The 18654-nt window shown below is 55.0% G+C and carries 15 protein-coding genes; 6 read left to right on the top strand and 9 right to left on the bottom strand.

Annotation, left to right across the window (positions count from 1 at the left end; all coding sequences use genetic code 11):
* Window positions 1–36 precede the first annotated feature (36 nt).
* Window positions 37–2091, bottom strand: a complete 2055-nt coding sequence (gene helD, locus AC0TNG_RS22450; protein ID WP_473713117.1) for a DNA helicase IV — start codon at window positions 2089–2091, stop codon at window positions 37–39.
* A 123-nt stretch (window positions 2092–2214) separates the two neighbouring features.
* Here helD and AC0TNG_RS22445 point away from each other — a divergent pair, with 123 nt between their 5' ends.
* Both AC0TNG_RS22445 and yccS read left to right on the top strand, forming a co-directional pair.
* Window positions 2215–2661 (top strand): YccF domain-containing protein, encoded by a 447-nt coding sequence (locus AC0TNG_RS22445; protein ID WP_032649128.1) that lies wholly within the window; start codon window positions 2215–2217, stop codon window positions 2659–2661.
* Between the two features lie 19 nt (window positions 2662–2680).
* Entirely contained in the window at window positions 2681–4843 is a 2163-nt protein-coding gene (gene yccS, locus AC0TNG_RS22440) for a YccS family putative transporter (RefSeq protein ID WP_473713116.1), read from the top strand.
* On the opposite strand, the gene AC0TNG_RS22435 is transcribed toward yccS, so the two are convergent.
* Window positions 4800–5426 carry a TfoX/Sxy family DNA transformation protein gene (locus AC0TNG_RS22435; protein WP_473713115.1) on the bottom strand — a complete coding sequence of 209 codons (627 nt, stop codon included), beginning with the start codon at window positions 5424–5426 and terminating at the stop codon, window positions 4800–4802. The two genes, yccS and AC0TNG_RS22435, sit on opposite strands and share 44 nt — an antisense overlap.
* Window positions 5427–5643: 217 nt before the next feature.
* Here AC0TNG_RS22435 and sulA point away from each other — a divergent pair, with 217 nt between their 5' ends.
* Window positions 5644–6153 carry an SOS-induced cell division inhibitor SulA gene (gene sulA / locus AC0TNG_RS22430; protein ID WP_024907764.1) on the top strand — a complete coding sequence of 170 codons (510 nt, stop codon included), beginning with the start codon at window positions 5644–5646 and terminating at the stop codon, window positions 6151–6153.
* Window positions 6154–6507: 354 nt separating this feature from the next.
* Window positions 6508–7563: a porin OmpA gene (gene ompA, locus AC0TNG_RS22425; RefSeq protein WP_024907765.1), complete on the top strand. Its 1056-nt coding sequence runs from the start codon at window positions 6508–6510 to the stop codon at window positions 7561–7563.
* 65 nt (window positions 7564–7628) lie between these two features.
* Here the strand turns inward: ompA and matP are convergent, their stop codons facing one another.
* Window positions 7629–8081, bottom strand: a complete 453-nt coding sequence (gene matP, locus AC0TNG_RS22420; protein ID WP_008499929.1) for a macrodomain Ter protein MatP — start codon at window positions 8079–8081, stop codon at window positions 7629–7631.
* A gap of 186 nt (window positions 8082–8267) precedes the next feature.
* On the opposite strand from matP, the gene AC0TNG_RS22415 reads away from it, so the two are divergent.
* Together AC0TNG_RS22415 and fabA are read left to right on the top strand one after the other, a co-directional pair.
* Entirely contained in the window at window positions 8268–10028 is a 1761-nt protein-coding gene (locus AC0TNG_RS22415; RefSeq protein ID WP_090417501.1) for an AAA family ATPase, read from the top strand.
* A gap of 68 nt (window positions 10029–10096) precedes the next feature.
* Window positions 10097–10615, top strand: a complete 519-nt coding sequence (fabA, locus tag AC0TNG_RS22410) for a 3-hydroxyacyl-[acyl-carrier-protein] dehydratase FabA (RefSeq protein WP_008499931.1) — start codon at window positions 10097–10099, stop codon at window positions 10613–10615.
* A 71-nt stretch (window positions 10616–10686) separates the two neighbouring features.
* On the opposite strand, the gene rmf is transcribed toward fabA, so the two are convergent.
* The 6 genes from rmf to rlmKL form a co-directional block, all read right to left on the bottom strand.
* Entirely contained in the window at window positions 10687–10854 is a 168-nt protein-coding gene (rmf, locus tag AC0TNG_RS22405) for a ribosome modulation factor (protein WP_013097261.1), read from the bottom strand.
* Window positions 10855–11110: 256 nt separating this feature from the next.
* Complete coding sequence (gene pqiC / locus AC0TNG_RS22400) at window positions 11111–11677, bottom strand: membrane integrity-associated transporter subunit PqiC (protein ID WP_024907767.1); 567 nt, start codon at window positions 11675–11677, stop codon at window positions 11111–11113.
* Window positions 11674–13314, bottom strand: coding sequence for an intermembrane transport protein PqiB (gene pqiB / locus AC0TNG_RS22395; RefSeq protein WP_061715628.1), 1641 nt, complete (start codon window positions 13312–13314; stop codon window positions 11674–11676). The genes pqiC and pqiB overlap by 4 nt, the downstream gene beginning before the upstream one ends.
* A gap of 4 nt (window positions 13315–13318) precedes the next feature.
* On the bottom strand, window positions 13319–14572 hold the full coding sequence (gene pqiA / locus AC0TNG_RS22390; protein ID WP_024907769.1) for a membrane integrity-associated transporter subunit PqiA: 1254 nt from the start codon (window positions 14570–14572) through the stop codon (window positions 13319–13321).
* A gap of 13 nt (window positions 14573–14585) precedes the next feature.
* Window positions 14586–16493, bottom strand: a complete 1908-nt coding sequence (locus tag AC0TNG_RS22385) for an ABC transporter ATP-binding protein (protein ID WP_061715629.1) — start codon at window positions 16491–16493, stop codon at window positions 14586–14588.
* 12 nt (window positions 16494–16505) lie between these two features.
* Complete coding sequence (gene rlmKL, locus AC0TNG_RS22380; RefSeq protein ID WP_008499936.1) at window positions 16506–18614, bottom strand: bifunctional 23S rRNA (guanine(2069)-N(7))-methyltransferase RlmK/23S rRNA (guanine(2445)-N(2))-methyltransferase RlmL; 2109 nt, start codon at window positions 18612–18614, stop codon at window positions 16506–16508.
* Between the last annotated feature and the right edge of the window lie 40 nt (window positions 18615–18654).

The following is an 18654-nucleotide window of genomic DNA, read 5'->3' as shown; positions in this document are numbered from 1 at the left end:
CGCCTTACCCGGCCTACAAAACCTTCCCTGACGTCGTTATGGTTTACGCGCTACCGGCACATCAATACTCTTCAGGATATCGACAAACACGGATGGCTCCTCTTTATTGAACAGCAGCCACACGCGATGGCGCGCGCGGGTGATAGCCACATACAGCAAACGCCGCTCTTCGGCATCCGGGAAGTCTTCCGGCACCGGCAGCAAGGCCTGTTCCATTACCGACTCGCGGGCCGGAGCCGGGAAACCGTCGCTGCCCTCTTTCAGCCCCATGACAATCACATAGTCGGCCTGCTGCCCTTTGCTGGCGTGAATCGTCATAAATTCAAGCTGCAGCTTCGGCCAGCGGGTGGCCGCCTTTTCCAGCGCCTCGGGTTTGAGGTGATGGTAACGCGCCAGCACCAGGATACGCTCATCGGGCTTCGCATAGCCGCTGAGCTTGTCCAGCAGCGGTTCCAGCTGATCGTCCGCCAGCAGGGTCACGGCTTTTTTATCCCCTGCCCGCAGGCTATTGAGCGGTTTTGCCAGCTGATGCGGGTTCTGCTGGATAAAGCGGTTGGCGATTTCGCCAATCCGTGAATTGAAGCGGTAGGTCGTGTCCAGATCGCTGCGATCGCCTTCGCCAAAATAGTGGTGGAATGCGGTTGTCAGGGAGAGCTGCGCCCCGCTGAAGCGATAGATGGCCTGCCAGTCGTCCCCCACCGCAAACAGCGAGGTATGCTTATTTTGCGCCCGCAGCGCTGAGAGCAACGCTGCACGCTGCGGAGAGATGTCCTGGAACTCATCCACCAGAATATGCTTCCACGGGCTGACAAAACGCCCCTTCTCAAGAATGATGATGGCCTGATGGATCAGGCCGGAGAAATCAACGGCATTTTCCTCTTTCAGCGCGGTTTTCCAGGCTTTCAGTAGCGGAGCCATCAGCTTGACCCGCTTCGAAAACAGATCGCGGATCGCCTCCGGCGCGCTTTCAATCATCTCTGCCTGCGATCCACCGTGCATTCGCATCAGGCTGACCCAGCGGTCAAGTCGCGAACCCAGCCGACGCGCCAGCTTATCATCCTGCCAGAAGCTACCCTCTGGCACTTCCCAGCTGAGCTCCTCCTCCAGCCACTGACGCCACCCTTTTGCCTGCGCCTTTTTCTCACTGCACTGCTGGCGCCACGTTTTGATGAACAGCGCCTGACGCGCCTGCGCGTCGTTTTCCAGCTTACTGATGGAAGGCACTTTTTTACTGCCCTGCTGAATAATATGCAGCGCAAGGGCATGGAAGGTTCTGGCCGTGATATCCCGGGTGTGCAGGCGTTCCTGGATACGTTCGTCCATCTCCTGGGCAGCCTTGCGGCCAAAGGCCAGAAGCAGAATTTGATCGGCTACCGCTTCCCCGGTCGTCAGCAGCCAGCCGGCACGCGCCACCAGCACCGACGTTTTACCGCTACCGGCCCCCGCCAGCACCAGCAGCGACTGCTCGCCGTTAACCACCGCGCGCGCCTGGGCCGGATTGAGCGGTGACGATTCCACCGTACTGAAAAAGTCGGCATATTGGGTGAGCATGGCGTCCGTCCAGGCCTGATTATGGGCGAGACGGCTTTTATCCTTATCATTCAGCCAGGCCTGACACTGGCGCCAGGCGTCGCGACAGTTGTCAAACTCGTCGAGACGCGTCGCGGAGAGCGGCAGCGCCGCGAGTGCCTGTCGGATCTTTTGCTGCAGCCCGGCGGTCTGCTGACGGGTCAGCCACGCGTGTTGCGCGTTGCTTTGCGCGATATCGTCCAGCACCTGCTGGAGCACCTGGGCGGCAATCACGCTCATATCCTGGCTCCACTGCTGCCAGAGCGCGTTCAGGTGATGGTGGAAACGCTGAGTTTCCGCCCACTCGGTGCCGTGAAGACGCACGACTTTATCGTCAGGGAGAACGAACTCCAGCTCGCCCCACACCAGCCCGCGTTTGCAGTGGATAGCCAGAAGCTGATTAAACGGAATAAGGTATTCGTGGCGTTCCCCGGAGACTTTCACCCCGGCATTAAGGAGAACAACCCTGTCGTAAGGGTGTTGCGCCAGGCGTTTGCCTAACGACGTTGCTTTCAGTTCCATGTTCCGCCAAATCCACGAAGAGATAATTTACCTGACAGTTTAACTGCCAGTTTTAAGGTGCTCCAGCCTAAAAAAACGTTACAATCATTGGGCGTTAATTTTATCGAAAGGAAGTGAGGGTTTATGCGTACCGTTCTGAATGTGTTGAATTTTGTGCTGGGCGGTTTTGCCACCACCCTTTCCTGGCTTTTTGCCACGCTGGTGAGCATCGTCCTGATTTTCACGCTTCCCCTGACCCGTTCCTGCTGGGAAATCACAAAACTCTCCTTAATCCCCTACGGGAATGAAGCCATCCACGTTGACGAGCTGAATCCGGAGAACAAAAACGCCCTGATGAATACGGGCGGAACCCTGCTGAACATTCTGTGGCTCATTTTCTTCGGCTGGTGGCTGTGCATCATGCATATTTTTGCCGGTATTGCACAGTGCATCACGATTATTGGTATTCCGGTGGGGATCGCGAACTTTAAGATCGCCGCTATCGCCCTTTGGCCCGTCGGTCGCAGGGTTGTTCCGGTAGAAGTGGCCCAGGCGGCGCGTGAAGCAAACGCTCGTCGTCGTTTTCAGTAAATAAGGACTGGCCGCGTTTATGCTAAGCCCACTGCTTCGCCGTTATACCTGGAACAGCACCTGGCTTTATAACGTCAGGATATTCATCGCGCTTTGCGGCACGGTTGCTCTGCCCTGGTGGCTGAATGATGTCAAACTCACTATTCCGCTCACGCTGGGAGTGGTGGCCGGGGCGCTGGCGGACCTGGACGATCGTCTGGCCGGGCGTTTGCGTAATCTGGTCATTACGCTTGTCTGCTTTTTTATTGCGTCAGCGTCCGTTGAGCTGCTTTTCCCGTGGCCCTGGCTGTTTGCCCTGGGTCTTACCCTCTCAACCAGCGGGTTTATTTTGCTGGGTGGCCTTGGGCAGCGCTATGCCACCATCGCTTTTGGTGCATTGCTGATCGCCATCTACACCATGCTGGGCGTTTCCCTGTACGACCAGTGGTACCAGCAGCCGGTTCTGCTGTTGCTGGGCGCCATCTGGTATAACCTGCTGACGCTAACCGGTCATCTGATCTTCCCGGTTCGCCCTCTACAGGATAACCTTGCCCGCAGCTTTGAGCAGTTAGCCCACTATCTGGAACTGAAATCCCGGCGGTTCGACCCGGATATCGAGGAAGAAAGCCAGGCTCCGCTCTACGATCTGGCGCTGGCAAACGGCCAGCTGGTTGCCACCCTTAACCAGACAAAAGCCTCTCTGCTGACCCGTCTGCGCGGCGATCGCGGTCAGCGCGGAACGCGAAGGACCTTACACTACTATTTTGCCGCCCAGGATATTCATGAACGTGCGAGCTCCTCGCACGTTCAGTATGCCGCCCTGCGCGAGAGGTTCCGCTACAGCGACGTGATGTTCCGCTTCCAGCGCCTGCTCTCCATGCAGTCTCAGGCGTGTCAGCGGCTCTCGCGCTCCATTCTGCTGCGCACGCCCTATCAGCATGATCCCCGCTTTGAACGCGTATTCAGCCACCTTGATGCGGCGCTCGACCGCGTTCAGGCCAGCGGAACGTCACCGGAACACATCAAAGCGCTGGGCTTTCTGCTGAACAACCTGCGGGCTATTGATGCACAGCTGGCAACCATTGAGTCCGAACAGGCGATGGCACTGCCGGGCAGTGAGGTGGAAAACCAGCTTGCTGATGACAGCGTGCACGGCGTTAGCGATATGTGGCTACGCCTGAGCCGCAACTTTACGCCGGAGTCGGCTCTCTTTCGCCACGCGGTGAGAATGTCGCTGGTGCTGTGCGTGGGGTATGCCTTTATCCAGATAACCGGGCTGCACCACGGCTACTGGATCCTGCTCACCAGCCTGTTTGTCTGCCAGCCGAACTATAACGCCACCCGACATCGTCTTGCGCTGCGTATTATCGGTACGCTGGTTGGCGTCGCGATCGGCCTTCCGGTGCTCTATTTCGTGCCTTCCGTCGAAGGTCAATTGATTCTGATCGTGATCACCGGCGTGCTGTTCTTCGCGTTTCGCAACGTGCAGTATGCCCACGCCACCATGTTCATCACGCTGCTGGTGCTGCTCTGCTTTAACCTGCTGGGTGAAGGCTTTGAAGTCGCCCTGCCCCGCGTGATCGATACCCTGATTGGCTGCGCAATTGCCTGGGCCGCGGTCAGCTTTATCTGGCCGGACTGGCGTTTCCGTAATTTACCGCGCGTGGTCGACAGGGCGATGAATGCCAACTGTCGATACCTTGACGCTATCCTGGAGCAGTACCACCAGGGGCGCGATAACCGCCTGGCTTACCGGATAGCACGTCGTGATGCGCACAACAGTGATGCAGAACTGGCCTCCGTTGTCTCTAACATGTCAACGGAGCCTCGCGCCACGGCGGAAATTCGTGAGACTGCGTTCCGCCTGCTCTGCCTGAACCATACGTTTACCAGCTATATTTCGACGCTGGGTGCCCACCGTGAGAAGCTCACCAACCCGGGTATTCTCAACCTGCTCGATGACGCCGTCTGTTATGTCGATGACGCGCTTCATCACCGCCCAGCCGATGAGCCACGCGTGCAACAGGCGCTGAATGAACTGGCGCAACGCATTGCGCATCTTGACCCGGGAAACGACAGCAAAGCGCCGCTGGTCCTTCAGCAGATAGGCCTGCTTATCGCTCTGCTGCCTGAAATTTGCCGGCTGCAACAGCAAATCGCTACCTGGAGGAGTGATTCTCCTGTGGCTCAGGCAGCGCATTAAACCACTCCGTCAGCTCCCGGCGAATGCCTGCCGGGAGTGCCGCCTCATGCAGCCCCTCAATAGCCCCTTCGAGCGCGAAGAGAACTTTAATACTGAGCGCTTTATTTTTCGCCCGCATCTTCAGCCAGCTGGCTCTGGCACCCAGCGCCCGGAGTGTTTCTTCATTGGTAATACCAGCTTCAAAAAGCAAGACTTCAAGCTGAAAGGTCAGGTTTGGCAGATCCTTGAGTCGGTTTCGTTGATGGCGCTGATAGCGCTCTTTTCTTGCCGCACTGAGCGCAAACGAGGAGAGCTGAAGCAACCGCTCCCTGTCCTGCCATAATCCGTCATCCACACGATAATAGTTGAGCAGCACCGGGCGGCCTCGCTTTATCAATGTCAAAAATGAGGAGGCATTCTTTACGCAGTATTTCGCACTCTCCTCACAAGCCCGAAGATAAAGCTCGCCATCAGACACCATGGCAAAAACCGCATCATCCACCGCCAGGGTGTAGCCTCCAAACAGCGCACGATGATGAATCTCACCCAACGGGGAGAGGTATTCCTGGGATTTATAAATCCGTTCATAAGATATCTTTTTCATGATATTTCCCTTCAAAATCATAAAATAACAACGAAATTTCTTACTAGCGGATCCGTTAGCAGGAAAATAGGCAACTTATCGCCGTTGAGCAAGATGATTTTTCCAGGGGCATCAAGATTGAATGAATTTTGCGAGTCGCTTTCCGAAAATGAGGTTGATCTTTATGCATACAGGGGTTACTGTATATCCATACAGTAACTACAGGGCTGGAATGAATATGCACACTTCAGGCTATGCAAATCGCGCAATCTCTCTCTCTTCTGCCGCAGGCAATGTCGCGCAGAATTCCGTCGAGCGTGTTTCCACAGGGCTTATCAGTGAAGTGGTTTATCGTGAAGACCAGCCCCTGTTGACGCAACTTCTGCTGTTGCCGTTATTACAACAGCTTGGTCAGCAATCGCGCTGGCAGCTTTGGCTCACGCCTCAACAAAAACTGAGCCGTGAGTGGGTTCAGTCCGCTGGCCTTCCGCTGACCAAGGTCATGCAGATTAATCAGCTCTCGCCGTGCGATACCGTTGAGTCGATGATCCGCGCGTTACGCACCGGAAATTACAGCGTGGTAATTGGATGGTTACCCGAAGAATTGACGGAAGAGGAACATTTCCGTCTGACTGAAGCCGCTGAAGAAGGGAGTGCGATCGGGTTCATTATGCGTCCGGTTCGATCGGATTCTTACCGCAGAGGACAACTTTCTGGGCTAAAAATTCACTCAAATTTGTATCATTGAGTGAAATTAAGATTTTTCCTGGAATTTTTTTCGACCACAAGATGGCATTAAAGTTCCCGGTCTGAAAATTGCGGCAAGGCTTGTCTGGTGCGGTTCTCCTTCATTTTATTGCACAAAATTCGTTCTAAAAATGTTAAATAATCGGTATACGGAACTTTTTTTTTCATATGCCTGACAGACTTCACACTTGTAAGTTTTCAGCTACGTTGTAGACTTTACATCGCCAGGGGTGCTCGGCCTAAGCCGAAGATATCGGTAGATTTATATTTGACCACGCCCCCCGGTGAAGGATTTAACCGTGATTCTCTCTTGAGACTTTCATGGCGAATTTTGGATGATAACGAGGCGCAAAAAATGAAAAAGACAGCTATCGCGATTGCAGTGGCACTGGCTGGCTTCGCTACCGTAGCGCAGGCCGCTCCGAAAGATAATACCTGGTATGCAGGTGGTAAACTGGGCTGGTCTCAGTTCCACGACACCGGCTGGTACAACAAAGACCTGAACAACGATGGCCCGACTCACGAGAGCCAGCTTGGTGCAGGTGCGTTCGGTGGCTATCAGGTTAACCCGTATGTTGGTTTTGAAATGGGTTACGACTGGTTAGGTCGTATGCCATACAAAGGCGACACCGTAAACGGCGCTTTCAAAGCACAGGGCGTTCAGCTGACCGCTAAACTGGGTTACCCAGTAACTGACGATCTGGACGTGTACACCCGTCTGGGCGGCATGGTATGGCGCGCTGACTCCAGCAACAACCAGGTTGGTAGCGACCATGACACCGGTGTTTCCCCAGTATTCGCTGGTGGCGTTGAGTGGGCTATGACCCGTGACATCGCTACCCGTCTGGAATACCAGTGGGTTAACAACATCGGCGACGGCAACACCGTTGGTGTTCGTCCAGACAACGGCATGCTGAGCGTAGGTGTTTCCTACCGTTTCGGCCAGCAGGAAGAAGCAGCACCAGTTGTTGCTCCAGCGCCGGCTCCAGCTCCAGAAGTACAGACCAAGCACTTCACTCTGAAGTCTGACGTTCTGTTCAACTTCAACAAAGCAACTCTGAAACCAGAAGGTCAGCAGGCACTGGATCAGCTGTACTCTCAGCTGAGCAACCTGGATCCTAAAGACGGTTCTGTAGTGGTTCTGGGCTTCACCGACCGTATCGGTTCTGACGCTTACAACCAGAAACTGTCTGAGAAACGTGCTCAGTCTGTTGTTGATTACCTGATCTCTAAAGGTATCCCAGCTAACAAGATCTCCCCACGTGGTATGGGCGAATCTAACCCAGTTACTGGCAACACCTGTGACAACGTGAAAGCTCGCGCTGCACTGATCGACTGCCTGGCTCCAGATCGTCGCGTAGAGATCGAAGTTAAAGGCATCAAAGACGTTGTAACTCAGCCAGCGGCATAAGTTATCGTCTTATAAAAAAACCCCGCCATGCGGGGTTTTTTATTGTCTGAAGAAAAGTAAAAAATCTACTTTTTACCCAACAACGCCTGAAGGTCGTTCTTCAGCGTCGACATCTGGTTGGCGTATTTCTCTTTATGTTCGGCATCCTCAATCAACTGCACGATGGTTTCCGAAAGCGTTTTACCCCGTCGTTGTGCCAGCCCAGCCAGACGTTGCCAGACAACGAACTCCAGGTCGATTGATTTTTTTCGAGTGTGCTGATGCTCAGCATTAAAATGCCGTTTGCGTCGCGCGCGGATAGTTTGCTTCATCCGGTTTAACAAGGCAGGATTGATGTGTTTCTCAATCCAGCCGTTAACCTGTACCGGTTCATTTTCGAGGGTCAGCAAAATATCCACGGCTTCTTGTGCAGCGCTGGCTTCGATGTAGCAGGTGATCAGCTCCCCTTCACGGTGCTTTTTGACCAGGTACTTCCATTTCCAGCCGCTTTCGAGATTTTCCAGTTGTTGATATTTCATTGCGATCTCAGTGTTACCACGTAACTCTGTTCAGAATATCAGTTTTTTAGCAATCTGCTGAAAAGAAATCATATCCTGTGAGTGAATGCAGCCAATCACCCTGTCGAAATCCCCAATCCTGCTTGGGTACAGCCCCCCGCTTACGGTATACTCCACGCTTTTACATCTGACTAAAAAACATCAACTTTGACCATTACGAAACTTGCATGGCGTGACCTTGTTCCGGATACCGAAAGTTATCAGGAACTGTTTGCACAGCCCGAACTCGCAAAAGAACACGAATTCATCCTTAGCGATACGCAGCCCCGTTTGCATTACGCGCTGGAGCAGGTCTTAAGCCCATGGGCAACTGCGCCTTTCATGCTGCTCAAAGCCCCGGAAGAAGCGGAATACCTGACGTTGTTCGGGGATGCCGTGCGTCAGTTAAAGCCGGAAGCTAACGCCGTTTTTGGCGGCCAGTATCGTATCGCGGGACACGATGTCACTTTCGAACCGGCGGCACAGGCCGACGGCCATTTTGCCGCTAAGGGTGAGGTGATTACCGCTAACTGGGTCGAGGCTGAACAACTCTTTGGTTGTCTGCGCCAGTTTAACGGCGAGCTTTCGCTGCAGCCTGGGCTGGTACATCGCGCAAATGGCGGTGTTCTGATCATCTCACTGCGCACCCTGCTCTCGCAGCCGCTGCTGTGGATGCGTCTGAAAACCATCGTGCACCAGCAGCGTTTCGACTGGGTCGGCTACGATGAGTCTCGTCCTCTGCCCGTCTCTGTTCCCTCTATGCCGCTGTCGCTGACCGTCGTGCTGACGGGCGACCGTGAATCGCTGGCGGACTTCCAGGAAATGGAGCCGGAACTGGCTGAGCAGGCCGTGTATAGCGAATACGAAGACAACATCCAGATTGCTGACGCCGACGATATGGCGCAGTGGTGCCAGTGGGTGATGGCTGTAGCAGAACGTTCTGCGCTGCCAACCCCTGCGGCTGACGCGTGGCCGGGCTTAATCCGCGAAGCGGTACGCTACACCGGTGACCAGGAAACGCTGCCGCTTTGCCCGCTCTGGATCGGCAAACAGCTGCGTGAAGTGGGTGTGATTAGCGGTGACGGGGCGTTCACCGGCGAACAGCTCACTCAGATGCTGGCTCAGCGTGAGTGGCGAGAAGGCTATCTTGCTGACCGCATGCAGGATGAAATTCTGCTCGAACAAATTCTGGTGGAAACCGAAGGCGAACGCGTCGGGCAGATTAACGCCCTGTCTGTGATTGAATTTCCTGGCCATCCGCGCGCATTCGGGGAGCCGTCCCGTATCAGCTGCGTTGTGCACATTGGCGATGGCGAGTTCACCGATATTGAACGGAAAGCCGAGCTGGGCGGAAACATTCACGCCAAAGGCATGATGATCATGCAGGCGTTTTTGATGTCAGAGCTGCAGCTTGAGCAACAGATCCCCTTCTCCGCCTCGCTGACGTTTGAGCAATCCTACAGCGAAGTGGATGGCGACAGCGCCTCTATGGCCGAGCTGTGCGCCTTAATCAGCGCCCTGGCGGAAGTGCCCATCAATCAGAACATCGCGATCACCGGTTCGGTGGACCAGTTCGGCCGCGCCCAGCCAGTGGGAGGCCTCAACGAGAAAATTGAAGGCTTCTTCTCTATCTGTCAGCAGCGCGGTTTAAACGGCAAGCAGGGTGTGATTATCCCGGCTCCCAACGCACGCCATTTAAGCCTCAGTCAGGAGATTCTGGATGCGGTTGAACAAGAGCAGTTCGCTATCTGGGCCATCGAAGGGATTGAGGATGCACTACCCTTACTGACAAACCTGGTATGGGACGGCGAAGGGCAAACCACCCTGATGCAAACTATCCAGGAGCGCATTGCTCAGGCGACACAGCAGGATGCTCGTCATCGTTATCCATGGCCGTTACGCTGGCTGGGCTGGTTTAGTTCGAACTGATCGGACTTGTTCAGCGTACACGTGTTAGCTATCCTGCGTCCTTCACTAAAATAAGGCTTACTGAGAACATGGTAGATAAACGCGAATCCTATACAAAAGAAGATCTTCTTGCCTCTGGTCGCGGTGAACTGTTTGGCGCAAAAGGCCCACAGTTACCGGCCCCGAACATGCTGATGATGGACCGTGTCGTGAAAATGACCGAAACCGGCGGCAACTTCGATAAGGGTTACGTAGAAGCAGAACTCGATATCAACCCGGACCTGTGGTTCTTCGGTTGCCACTTTATTGGCGATCCGGTAATGCCTGGCTGTCTGGGCCTGGATGCGATGTGGCAGCTGGTTGGCTTCTATCTGGGCTGGCTGGGCGGCGAAGGTAAAGGCCGCGCACTGGGCGTGGGCGAAGTCAAATTCACTGGCCAGGTTCTGCCTACAGCGAAGAAAGTGACCTATCGTATTCACTTCAAGCGCATCGTTAACCGCCGCCTGATTATGGGCCTGGCAGATGGCGAAGTGCTGGTAGACGGGCGTCTGATCTATAGCGCAAGCGACCTGAAAGTTGGCCTGTTCCAGGATACTTCTGCGTTCTGATCGTGCTTTTCGCACTCCCGGAAAGGCGAAACCTCCGCATTGCGGAGGTTTCTTTTTTGAAAGAGACGTTATCAGGCTATGAGTGCCCTGTCGCCGATGGCTTCTCGCCAGCCTCCAAGCCATTGTGACCTTTGATTTATCGTCTGATAAGGACACATTTCTTTAGAACGTCCAGCGATGCCGGCCTGATAACCACGTTGATGAGCCCGTTCCAGGCGATCTCGTTTCTGTCTCTTCATGCCTCGTTTCCCTCATTCTTTTGTCTGGTGGAAAGAAAACAGTGTCTGCACTCAATGTACAGGCACAGATAACGAATACCCCGAATTAGCCCCATCGTCAATGTTCAAAATTCATACGGGTGTCATATTTGTGAGCTACCTGGAAGTTCATTTGTACAAAAATTGTGACGCAGCACAAGTAACAAACTGAAGTGAAAACGAAAAAAAAACCGCAATCAGCGAGAGGCCAACTGCGGTTTTTGATGATGAATTTTACTTATGGCAGCCGGGAGATTTCCCTCGCGATGCTGGCCGACTCCTGCGCCCAACCCTGAGCCAGGACTTTCACCATTTCGTCATAGCCATCTTTCTGCTGCTTCAGCTCCAGATGGAAAGGACGCTTAATCAGCTGTCCCTGATGATTCAGCAACCACTCCCCGCTGATCACCACCGCACCATCATAACGACCGTGGAAGCCCGTTACGGTAACGTTCAGCGTATCCTGGTCGTTACCCAACGGCTGCGACGCGACAACCCAACCCGGTAGCTGACTGCCCAGATTGGCCACCAGCGTGTTGCGCAGCTGTTGATCCAACGGGCTGGCCCACAGGTTGTTCGTCGCAATCACGTATTTAACGTCGCTGGTCTGATAGACCACGCCGTTTCCTGCCAGATAATCCGGCACCGCAACCTGCTCAACCCACAGCTGACGGTTTCCCTGGCTGGCCGTGCTTTGCCCACCGCTGTGGGTCGCCACAGGCAGCTGATAGTAGCTTTTATTATCTACTCCTGAACTGCACGCCGTTAACAGCAGAGCACCAACCATCAATAGCCACTTTTTCATTCTTTTGCCCTCTTCGGCTCAGGATCCTTTTTATCTTTCGCTTCGAACACCAGCGCATTGCTCTTCTCGTTGAGCGTTTTCAGCACCGGCTGCAGTTCACGTAAGACCTGATCAAGACGCTGCATATCTGCCACCATCTTGTTGTAGGCCGCTGAACCCGGCTGGAAGCCCTGCATACTGCGGTTCAGCTCACGCAGCGTTTTCTGCATGTCCTGCGGAAGCTGCTGCATGCTCTGGCTCGCCGTAATCTTGTTGATGTTATCCAGCGTGGTTTGCAGACGACGCATCGTTGCCTGGCTTTCGCTCAAAGAGTTCGTCGCCGCTTCAATCATCGGATTCAGTGGCAGATTGTTGATCTTATCCAGCGTCTCCATCAGACGCTGCTGGATCTGCGCCAGGCCGCTACTCACCGTTGGGATGATCTTATATCCACCGAATTCACGGATACCGGTAATCGGCGGTGCTTTCGGGTAGAAGTCCATATCCACATACAGCGCACCGGTCACCAGGTTACCCGTCTTCAACGATCCACGCAGGCCGCGTTCCATCAGTTGAGAGATATGGGCAGCAATATCCTGATTTTCGCCAATCTGGTTTAGCAGACGCTCCGGTTCGATGCGGATCAGCACCGGAATACGATAGTCATCATCCAGCATCTGGCTCAGGCCCGGGACGAAGAACGGAACTTGTCCAACCGTACCGAGACGAATACCGCGGAACTCAACAGGTGCCCCCGGCTGCAGACCGCGGACAGAATCTTTGAAGAACATCAGGAAGTCGACGTGATCGGTATAGAGCGCATCCTGAATACTTTTTTGATCGTCAAAGAGACGGAAAGCGGTGTTCTCTGCGACCGGCTGCCCTAAATCCAGGCCTTCCGGCACGTCAAAACTTACGCCGCCGCCAAACAGCGTGGTCAGCGACCCCATTTCAACGCGCATACCTGCCGAGGTCAGATCCACCGCGATCCCGCTGTCTTTCCAGAAACGGACATTGCTGGTGACCAGCCGATCGTTTGGCGCATTGATAAAGAGCTGATAGCTGATCGCGCGTTTCTGCGGATCAAACGTGCTTTTCTCAACCGATCCCACGCGGTAGCCGCGGAACAGGACCGGGTCGCCCGCCGTAAGCTGACCTGCTTTTTTACTGTCGAGGATCACGCGGATACCCTTGGCATCAGGTGGTGCAAGCGGCGGTGAATCCAGAAGCTGGTATTTGGCTGGCTGGTTACCCTTAGCGCCAGGCTGCAGCTCAATGTAGGCGCCCGAAAGCAACGTCCCTAAGCCGCTGATTCCCTCACGCCCCACCTGCGGCTTAACGACCCAGAAAACGGAATCGCCGTGCAGCAGTTTTTCCATGCCGGCATTAAGGCGCGCCTTGATCTCCACATGGGTTAAATCGTCGGTCAGGGTTGCACTTTCCACCACGCCCACATCCACGCTTCGGCTTTTGATAGTCGTTTTACCGCCCTCAATCCCCTCGGCATTGGTGGTTATCAGCGTGACTTCCGGTCCCTGATGGCTGTAATGATAAAACAGGATCCATGCACCGATCAGCGCAGTCACGATGGGAAAAATCCACACCGGCGACCAGTTTTTGACCTTCTGCACTTTCGCCTCTCCACTCTTATTTTCCATGCTCTTACTCTTCCTCATGGCTTGATTCAGGCTCACGATCCCACGATAAACGAGGGTCGAAGGTCATGGCCGCAAACATGGTCATAATCACGACCAGTGCAAACATTAAAGCCCCCATCGCGGGATAAATACTCATCAAACCGCCCATCCGCACCAGTGCAGAGAGAACGGCGATGACAAACACGTCAATCATTGACCAGCGTCCGACAAACTCGACCACTTCATAAATCAGGTGCATGCGTTCGCTATCGCGTTTTCCATGCCCTTTCGCATCCCAACAGAGCCAGGCAATGGCAATCATTTTTAAGGTGGGCACCATAATACTGGCGATAAAGATGACGCCGGCGACCGGATAAGAACCTTCGCCCCAGAGCAGTATCACCCCGGCGAGGATCGTCGAGGGCATTTTGTCACCGAGCAAATCGGTGATCATGATCGGCAGAATATTGGCTGGCAGATACAGCATGATGGATGTGACCAGCAGCGCCATCGTCCACTGAAGGCTATTTTTACGGCGTACGTGCCCTTTCGTTTCGCAGCGCGGACAAACGTCGAGATCGGCGGGCAGCACGGCGGTGCAGCATGGGCAAGAACGCAGCCCCTGACGAATACCGGGTACGCCGACCTTCACCGTCTGTGCAAGCGTCGGCGCTGGCGCGATATCGTCCCACGCCCAGCGCCTGTCCACGCACTGGAAGGCGCGCAGCTGCAGAACGCAGTACAGACACCAGGGAATAAAGCTGCTGCCAATCCCCACGTCGCCGTATGCCATGAGCTTCACGAAGCTGACCAGAATCCCCGCCAGAAAGATCTCGGCCATCCCCCAGCTTTTGAGCTGAAAAAGGATACGCGCCAGTCGGATTTTCAGCGGTGCCGGCATCCTGACGCGGTTGACCAGCAAAAGGATAACGACCAGGCAAAAAGCCGGGACTATCTGGACAAACAGGAGAAAAAAGGTACCGAGGCTGGCGTAATCTTCCGAGAACATCACGCCCGGAATTTCAAGCAAATCTACCTGGCTGGTGATCCCCCCCACCTTCATATAGATGAAGGGGAAGAGATTGGAGAGCAGCAGCATGAACAATGCTGCCAGAGCGTAAGCAGTGGGACGCTGCCGCGGCGCGTCCCACTCGGTTGTCAACGTCGCACCGCAACGTGGACACAGGGCTTTATGTCCGTGACCAAGCTCTGGCAACGCCACGAGCATATCGCATTGCGAGCATAAAATATGCCTGTCGGCATGGTGCTGGTCACACATATGTTATCCCTGTTTATGCGCCGTTTTTCAGAGACTCAAGGTACTCCCAGCGCTCAAATGCTTCTTCCAGGGCTTTTTCAGCCGCGGACATTTCTGACAGTACTTTCTGAGTATAGTCATGCGATTGAGTAAAGAATGACGCATCAGCAACCTGTTTTTGCAAATCCTCAAGCGCGGCTTCCAGCTCTTCAAGACGCTGCGGTAGCCCCTCCAGTTCGCGCTGCAGGTTATAGCTTAGTTTAGCCGAGGTTTTCTTGACAGTTTCTGCTTTTGTTACAGCAGGTTCAGAACTTATTTTGGACTTTGACTGTTTCTGCGCCTGAGACTGCAATTGCTGCCCTTTTGCATCATGATAACCGCCTACGTATTGTCCAATTCGCCCTTCACCTTCGAAGATCCAGCACTCGGTCACGGTGTTGTCCACGAACTGACGATCGTGGCTGACCAGCATCACGGTACCCTGATAGCCGTCAATCAGCTCTTCAAGCAATTCCAGCGTTTCGACGTCCAGGTCGTTCGTCGGTTCATCGAGGATAAGCAGGTTGCTTGGCTTCAGGAACAGGCGCGCCAGCAGAAGGCGGTTTCGCTCTCCGCCGGACAGCGCGCGCACCGGCGTCATGGCGCGTTTCGGATGGAACAGGAAGTCCTGCAGGTAGCCCAGCACGTGACGCGGCTTACCGTTTACCATCACCTCCTGCTTACCTTCGGCGAGGTTGTCCATCACCGTACGGTCCGGATCCAGCTCCGCGCGGTGCTGGTCGAAGTAGGCGACCTCCAGCTTGGTCCCGCAGTGAATACGTCCGCTGTCGGCCTGCAGCTGGCCCAGCATCAGTTTCAGCAGCGTGGTTTTACCGCAGCCGTTCGGGCCGATGAGCGCAATTTTGTCGCCTCGCTGTACCTGCGCGGAGAAATCGTTCACCAGCACTTTACCGTCGACCTGATAGTTGACGTTTTCCATTTCGAAGACAATCTTGCCGGAACGGGACGCCTCTTCCACCTGCATTTTGGCGCTGCCCATCACTTCACGGCGTTCGCTGCGCTCGCGACGCATCGCCTTCAGGGCACGCACGCGGCCTTCGTTACGGGTACGGCGGGCTTTGATGCCCTGGCGGATCCAGACCTCTTCCTGCGCCAGCTTGCGGTCGAACTCGGCATTCTGCAGCTCTTCCACGCGCAGGTTTTCTTCTTTCTCCAGCAGATACGTATCGTAATCGCCGGGATAGGTCACCAGCTTGCCGCGGTCGAGGTCGACAATGCGCGTCGCCATGTTGCGAATAAACGAACGGTCATGCGAGATAAAGATGATGGTGCCGCTGAAGGTTTTCAGGAAACCTTCCAGCCAGTCGATCGCTTCGATATCCAGGTGGTTGGTCGGTTCGTCCAGCAGCAGCACCTTCGGCCCGCTGACCAGCGCTCGGCCCAGGGCCGCTTTACGCAGCCAGCCGCCGGAGAGCGCCGACAGTTCCATATCGGGTTCCAGACCGAGCTGCGCCAGTACTTCATTAATGCGGTTTTCAAGCTGCCACAGACCGTGGTGATCGAGCATCTCCTGCACTTTCGCCAGTTCGTTGAGATTTTTGTCGCTCGGATCGGTCATCACCAGATGCGAAATCTCGTGATAGCGCTTCAGGTATTCAGCCTGCTCGGAGATCCCTTCCGCCACGAAATCATAAACGCTGCCGGTCACGTGACGCGGTGGATCCTGCTGCAGGCGGGAGACAATCAGATCCTGCTCGTAAACAATACGCCCGTCATCCAGCCCCTGTTCACGGTTAAGGATTTTCATCAGCGTGGATTTACCCGCGCCGTTACGGCCCACCAGACAGACGCGCTCGTTATCTTCGATGTGCAGTTCTGCATTATCGAGAAGCGGTGAGTCGCTGAAAGAGAGCCACGCGCCGTGCATACTAATTAAAGACATTTATTTTTCCTTTCAGACCGCGGTAATCAACCAGCAGTTATGGATTTGACGGTTACGGGCAAAGTCCTGAGACAGCGTTTTTTGGCTGATTTCTTGTGCTTTCAGTCCCAGGGCTGCTAAGCCGTCATGATCCATACGGAAGCCGCGTTTGTTGTTCGAGAACATAATGGTGCCGCCTTTGCGCAGCAGGCGCTTCAGGTCGGTCATCAGGCGCAGGTGATCGCGTTGTACATCAAAGCTATCTTCCATACGCTTGGAGTTGGAGAAGGTCGGCGGATCGATAAAGATCAGATCAAACTGCTCGTCGGTATCGCGCAGCCAGCCCAGCACGTCAGCCTGCATCAGGCGATGCTGACGTCCGGTTAAGCCGTTAAGACGCAGGTTGCGCTCCGCCCACTCCAGATAGGTACGGGACATATCCACCGTGGTGGTGCTGCGCGCGCCGCCCAGACCGGCATGCACGCTGGCGCTGCCGGTATAGGAGAACAGGTTGAGGAAATCTTTGCCTTTACTCATCTGGCCCAGCATGCGGCGGGCGATACGGTGGTCGAGGAACAGACCGGTATCCAGATAGTCGGTCAGGTTGACCCACAGGCGCGCGTTGTATTCGCCCACTTCGATGAAGTCACCCTTCTCGCCCATCTTCTGATACTGGTTTTTCCCTTTCTGACGCTCGCGGGTTTTCAGCACCAGCTTGTTCGGCGCGATACCCAGCACGGCGATGGTGGCGGCAATGACGTCCAGCATGCGCTGACGCGCTTTTTGCGCATCAATGGTTTTCGGTGGCGCATATTCCTGAATCACCACCCAGTCCGCGTAGCGGTCAACCGCCACGTTGTATTCCGGCAGGTCGGCATCGTACAGGCGATAGCATTCAATGCCCTCCTGCTTCGCCCACTTCTCAAATTTCTTCAGGTTCTTGCGAAGGCGGTTGGCGTAATCTTCCGCCACGCCGGACGGCTTGCTGTCGGCCGCCTTCTCCGCCAGATGGTAGTTCTTCTGCACGCAGTCCAGCGGGCCGTTTTTGGCCTTAAACTGGCGATCGGCGCGCAGCTGGAGGCAGCTCAGCAGCTCCGGCGAGGCGCTAAACAGAGACAGGTTCCAGCCGCCGAAGTGGTCCTTCATATTGCGGCCCAACAGGCTGTGCAGGGCAATCAGCGCCGGCTCGCTGTCGAGACGCTCGCCGTATGGCGGGTTGCTGATCACGGTACCGTACGGGCCTTTTGGCAACGGGTTGGTCAGGTTCGCCACGTCTTTCACTTCGAAGGTGACCAGCTCGCCGATACCGGCGCGACGGGCGTTGCTGCGCGCGCGTTCAATGACGCGCGGGTCGCTGTCCGAACCATAAAAGTGGGAGGTGTACTCTGCCAGGCCTTTGCGTGCGCGGGTTTGCGCGTCGTCTTTGACCTCTTTCCAGAGCGCTTCATCGTGCTGTGCCCAGCCTTTAAAGCCCCAGTGACCGCGATGCAGGCCCGGCGCGCGATCGGTTGCCAGCATGGCCGCCTCAATCAGCAACGTACCGGAACCACACATCGGATCGAGCAGCGGCGTACCCGGCTGCCAGCCGGAGCGCATGACAATGGCGGCCGCCAGCGTTTCTTTAATTGGCGCCATACCGGTACGATCGCGGTAGCCGCGAAGATGCAGGCCTGCACCGCTCAGATCAAGAGAAATGCTCGCCGTGTCACCGTTCAGCCAGACGTTAATACGCAGATCGGGGTTTTCACGATCGACGTTCGGACGTTCCTTATTTTTACGCGTGAAGCAGTCCACAATGGCGTCTTTTACGCGCAGGGCACCGTACTGGCTGTTGCGGATCTCGTCGTTCACGCCGTTAAAATGCACCGCAAAGGTGGCATTCGGGGTGAAGATCTCTGTCCAGTCGATCATCTGTACGCCGGTATAGAGGTCAAGGTCGCTATAAACCTTGCACTCCTTCATCGGCAGCATGATGCGCGACGCCAGACGGCTCCACATCAGGCTCTGGTAAATAAGCCGTGTGTCGCCCTCAAAATGGACACCACCCTGAACCACCTGGCACTCTTGTGCGCCCAGGCTTTCCAGTTCAGTTTTTAACAGCTCTTCCAGCCCACGGGCCGTACTGGCAAACAGAGAATTCATATCGTCACTTTTACTCTTAGAAAATTGTCGCGCATTATAG

The organism is Enterobacter sp. PL_is514 (assembly GCF_055816715.1).
This window is presented reverse-complemented; position numbering and strand designations above follow the sequence as displayed.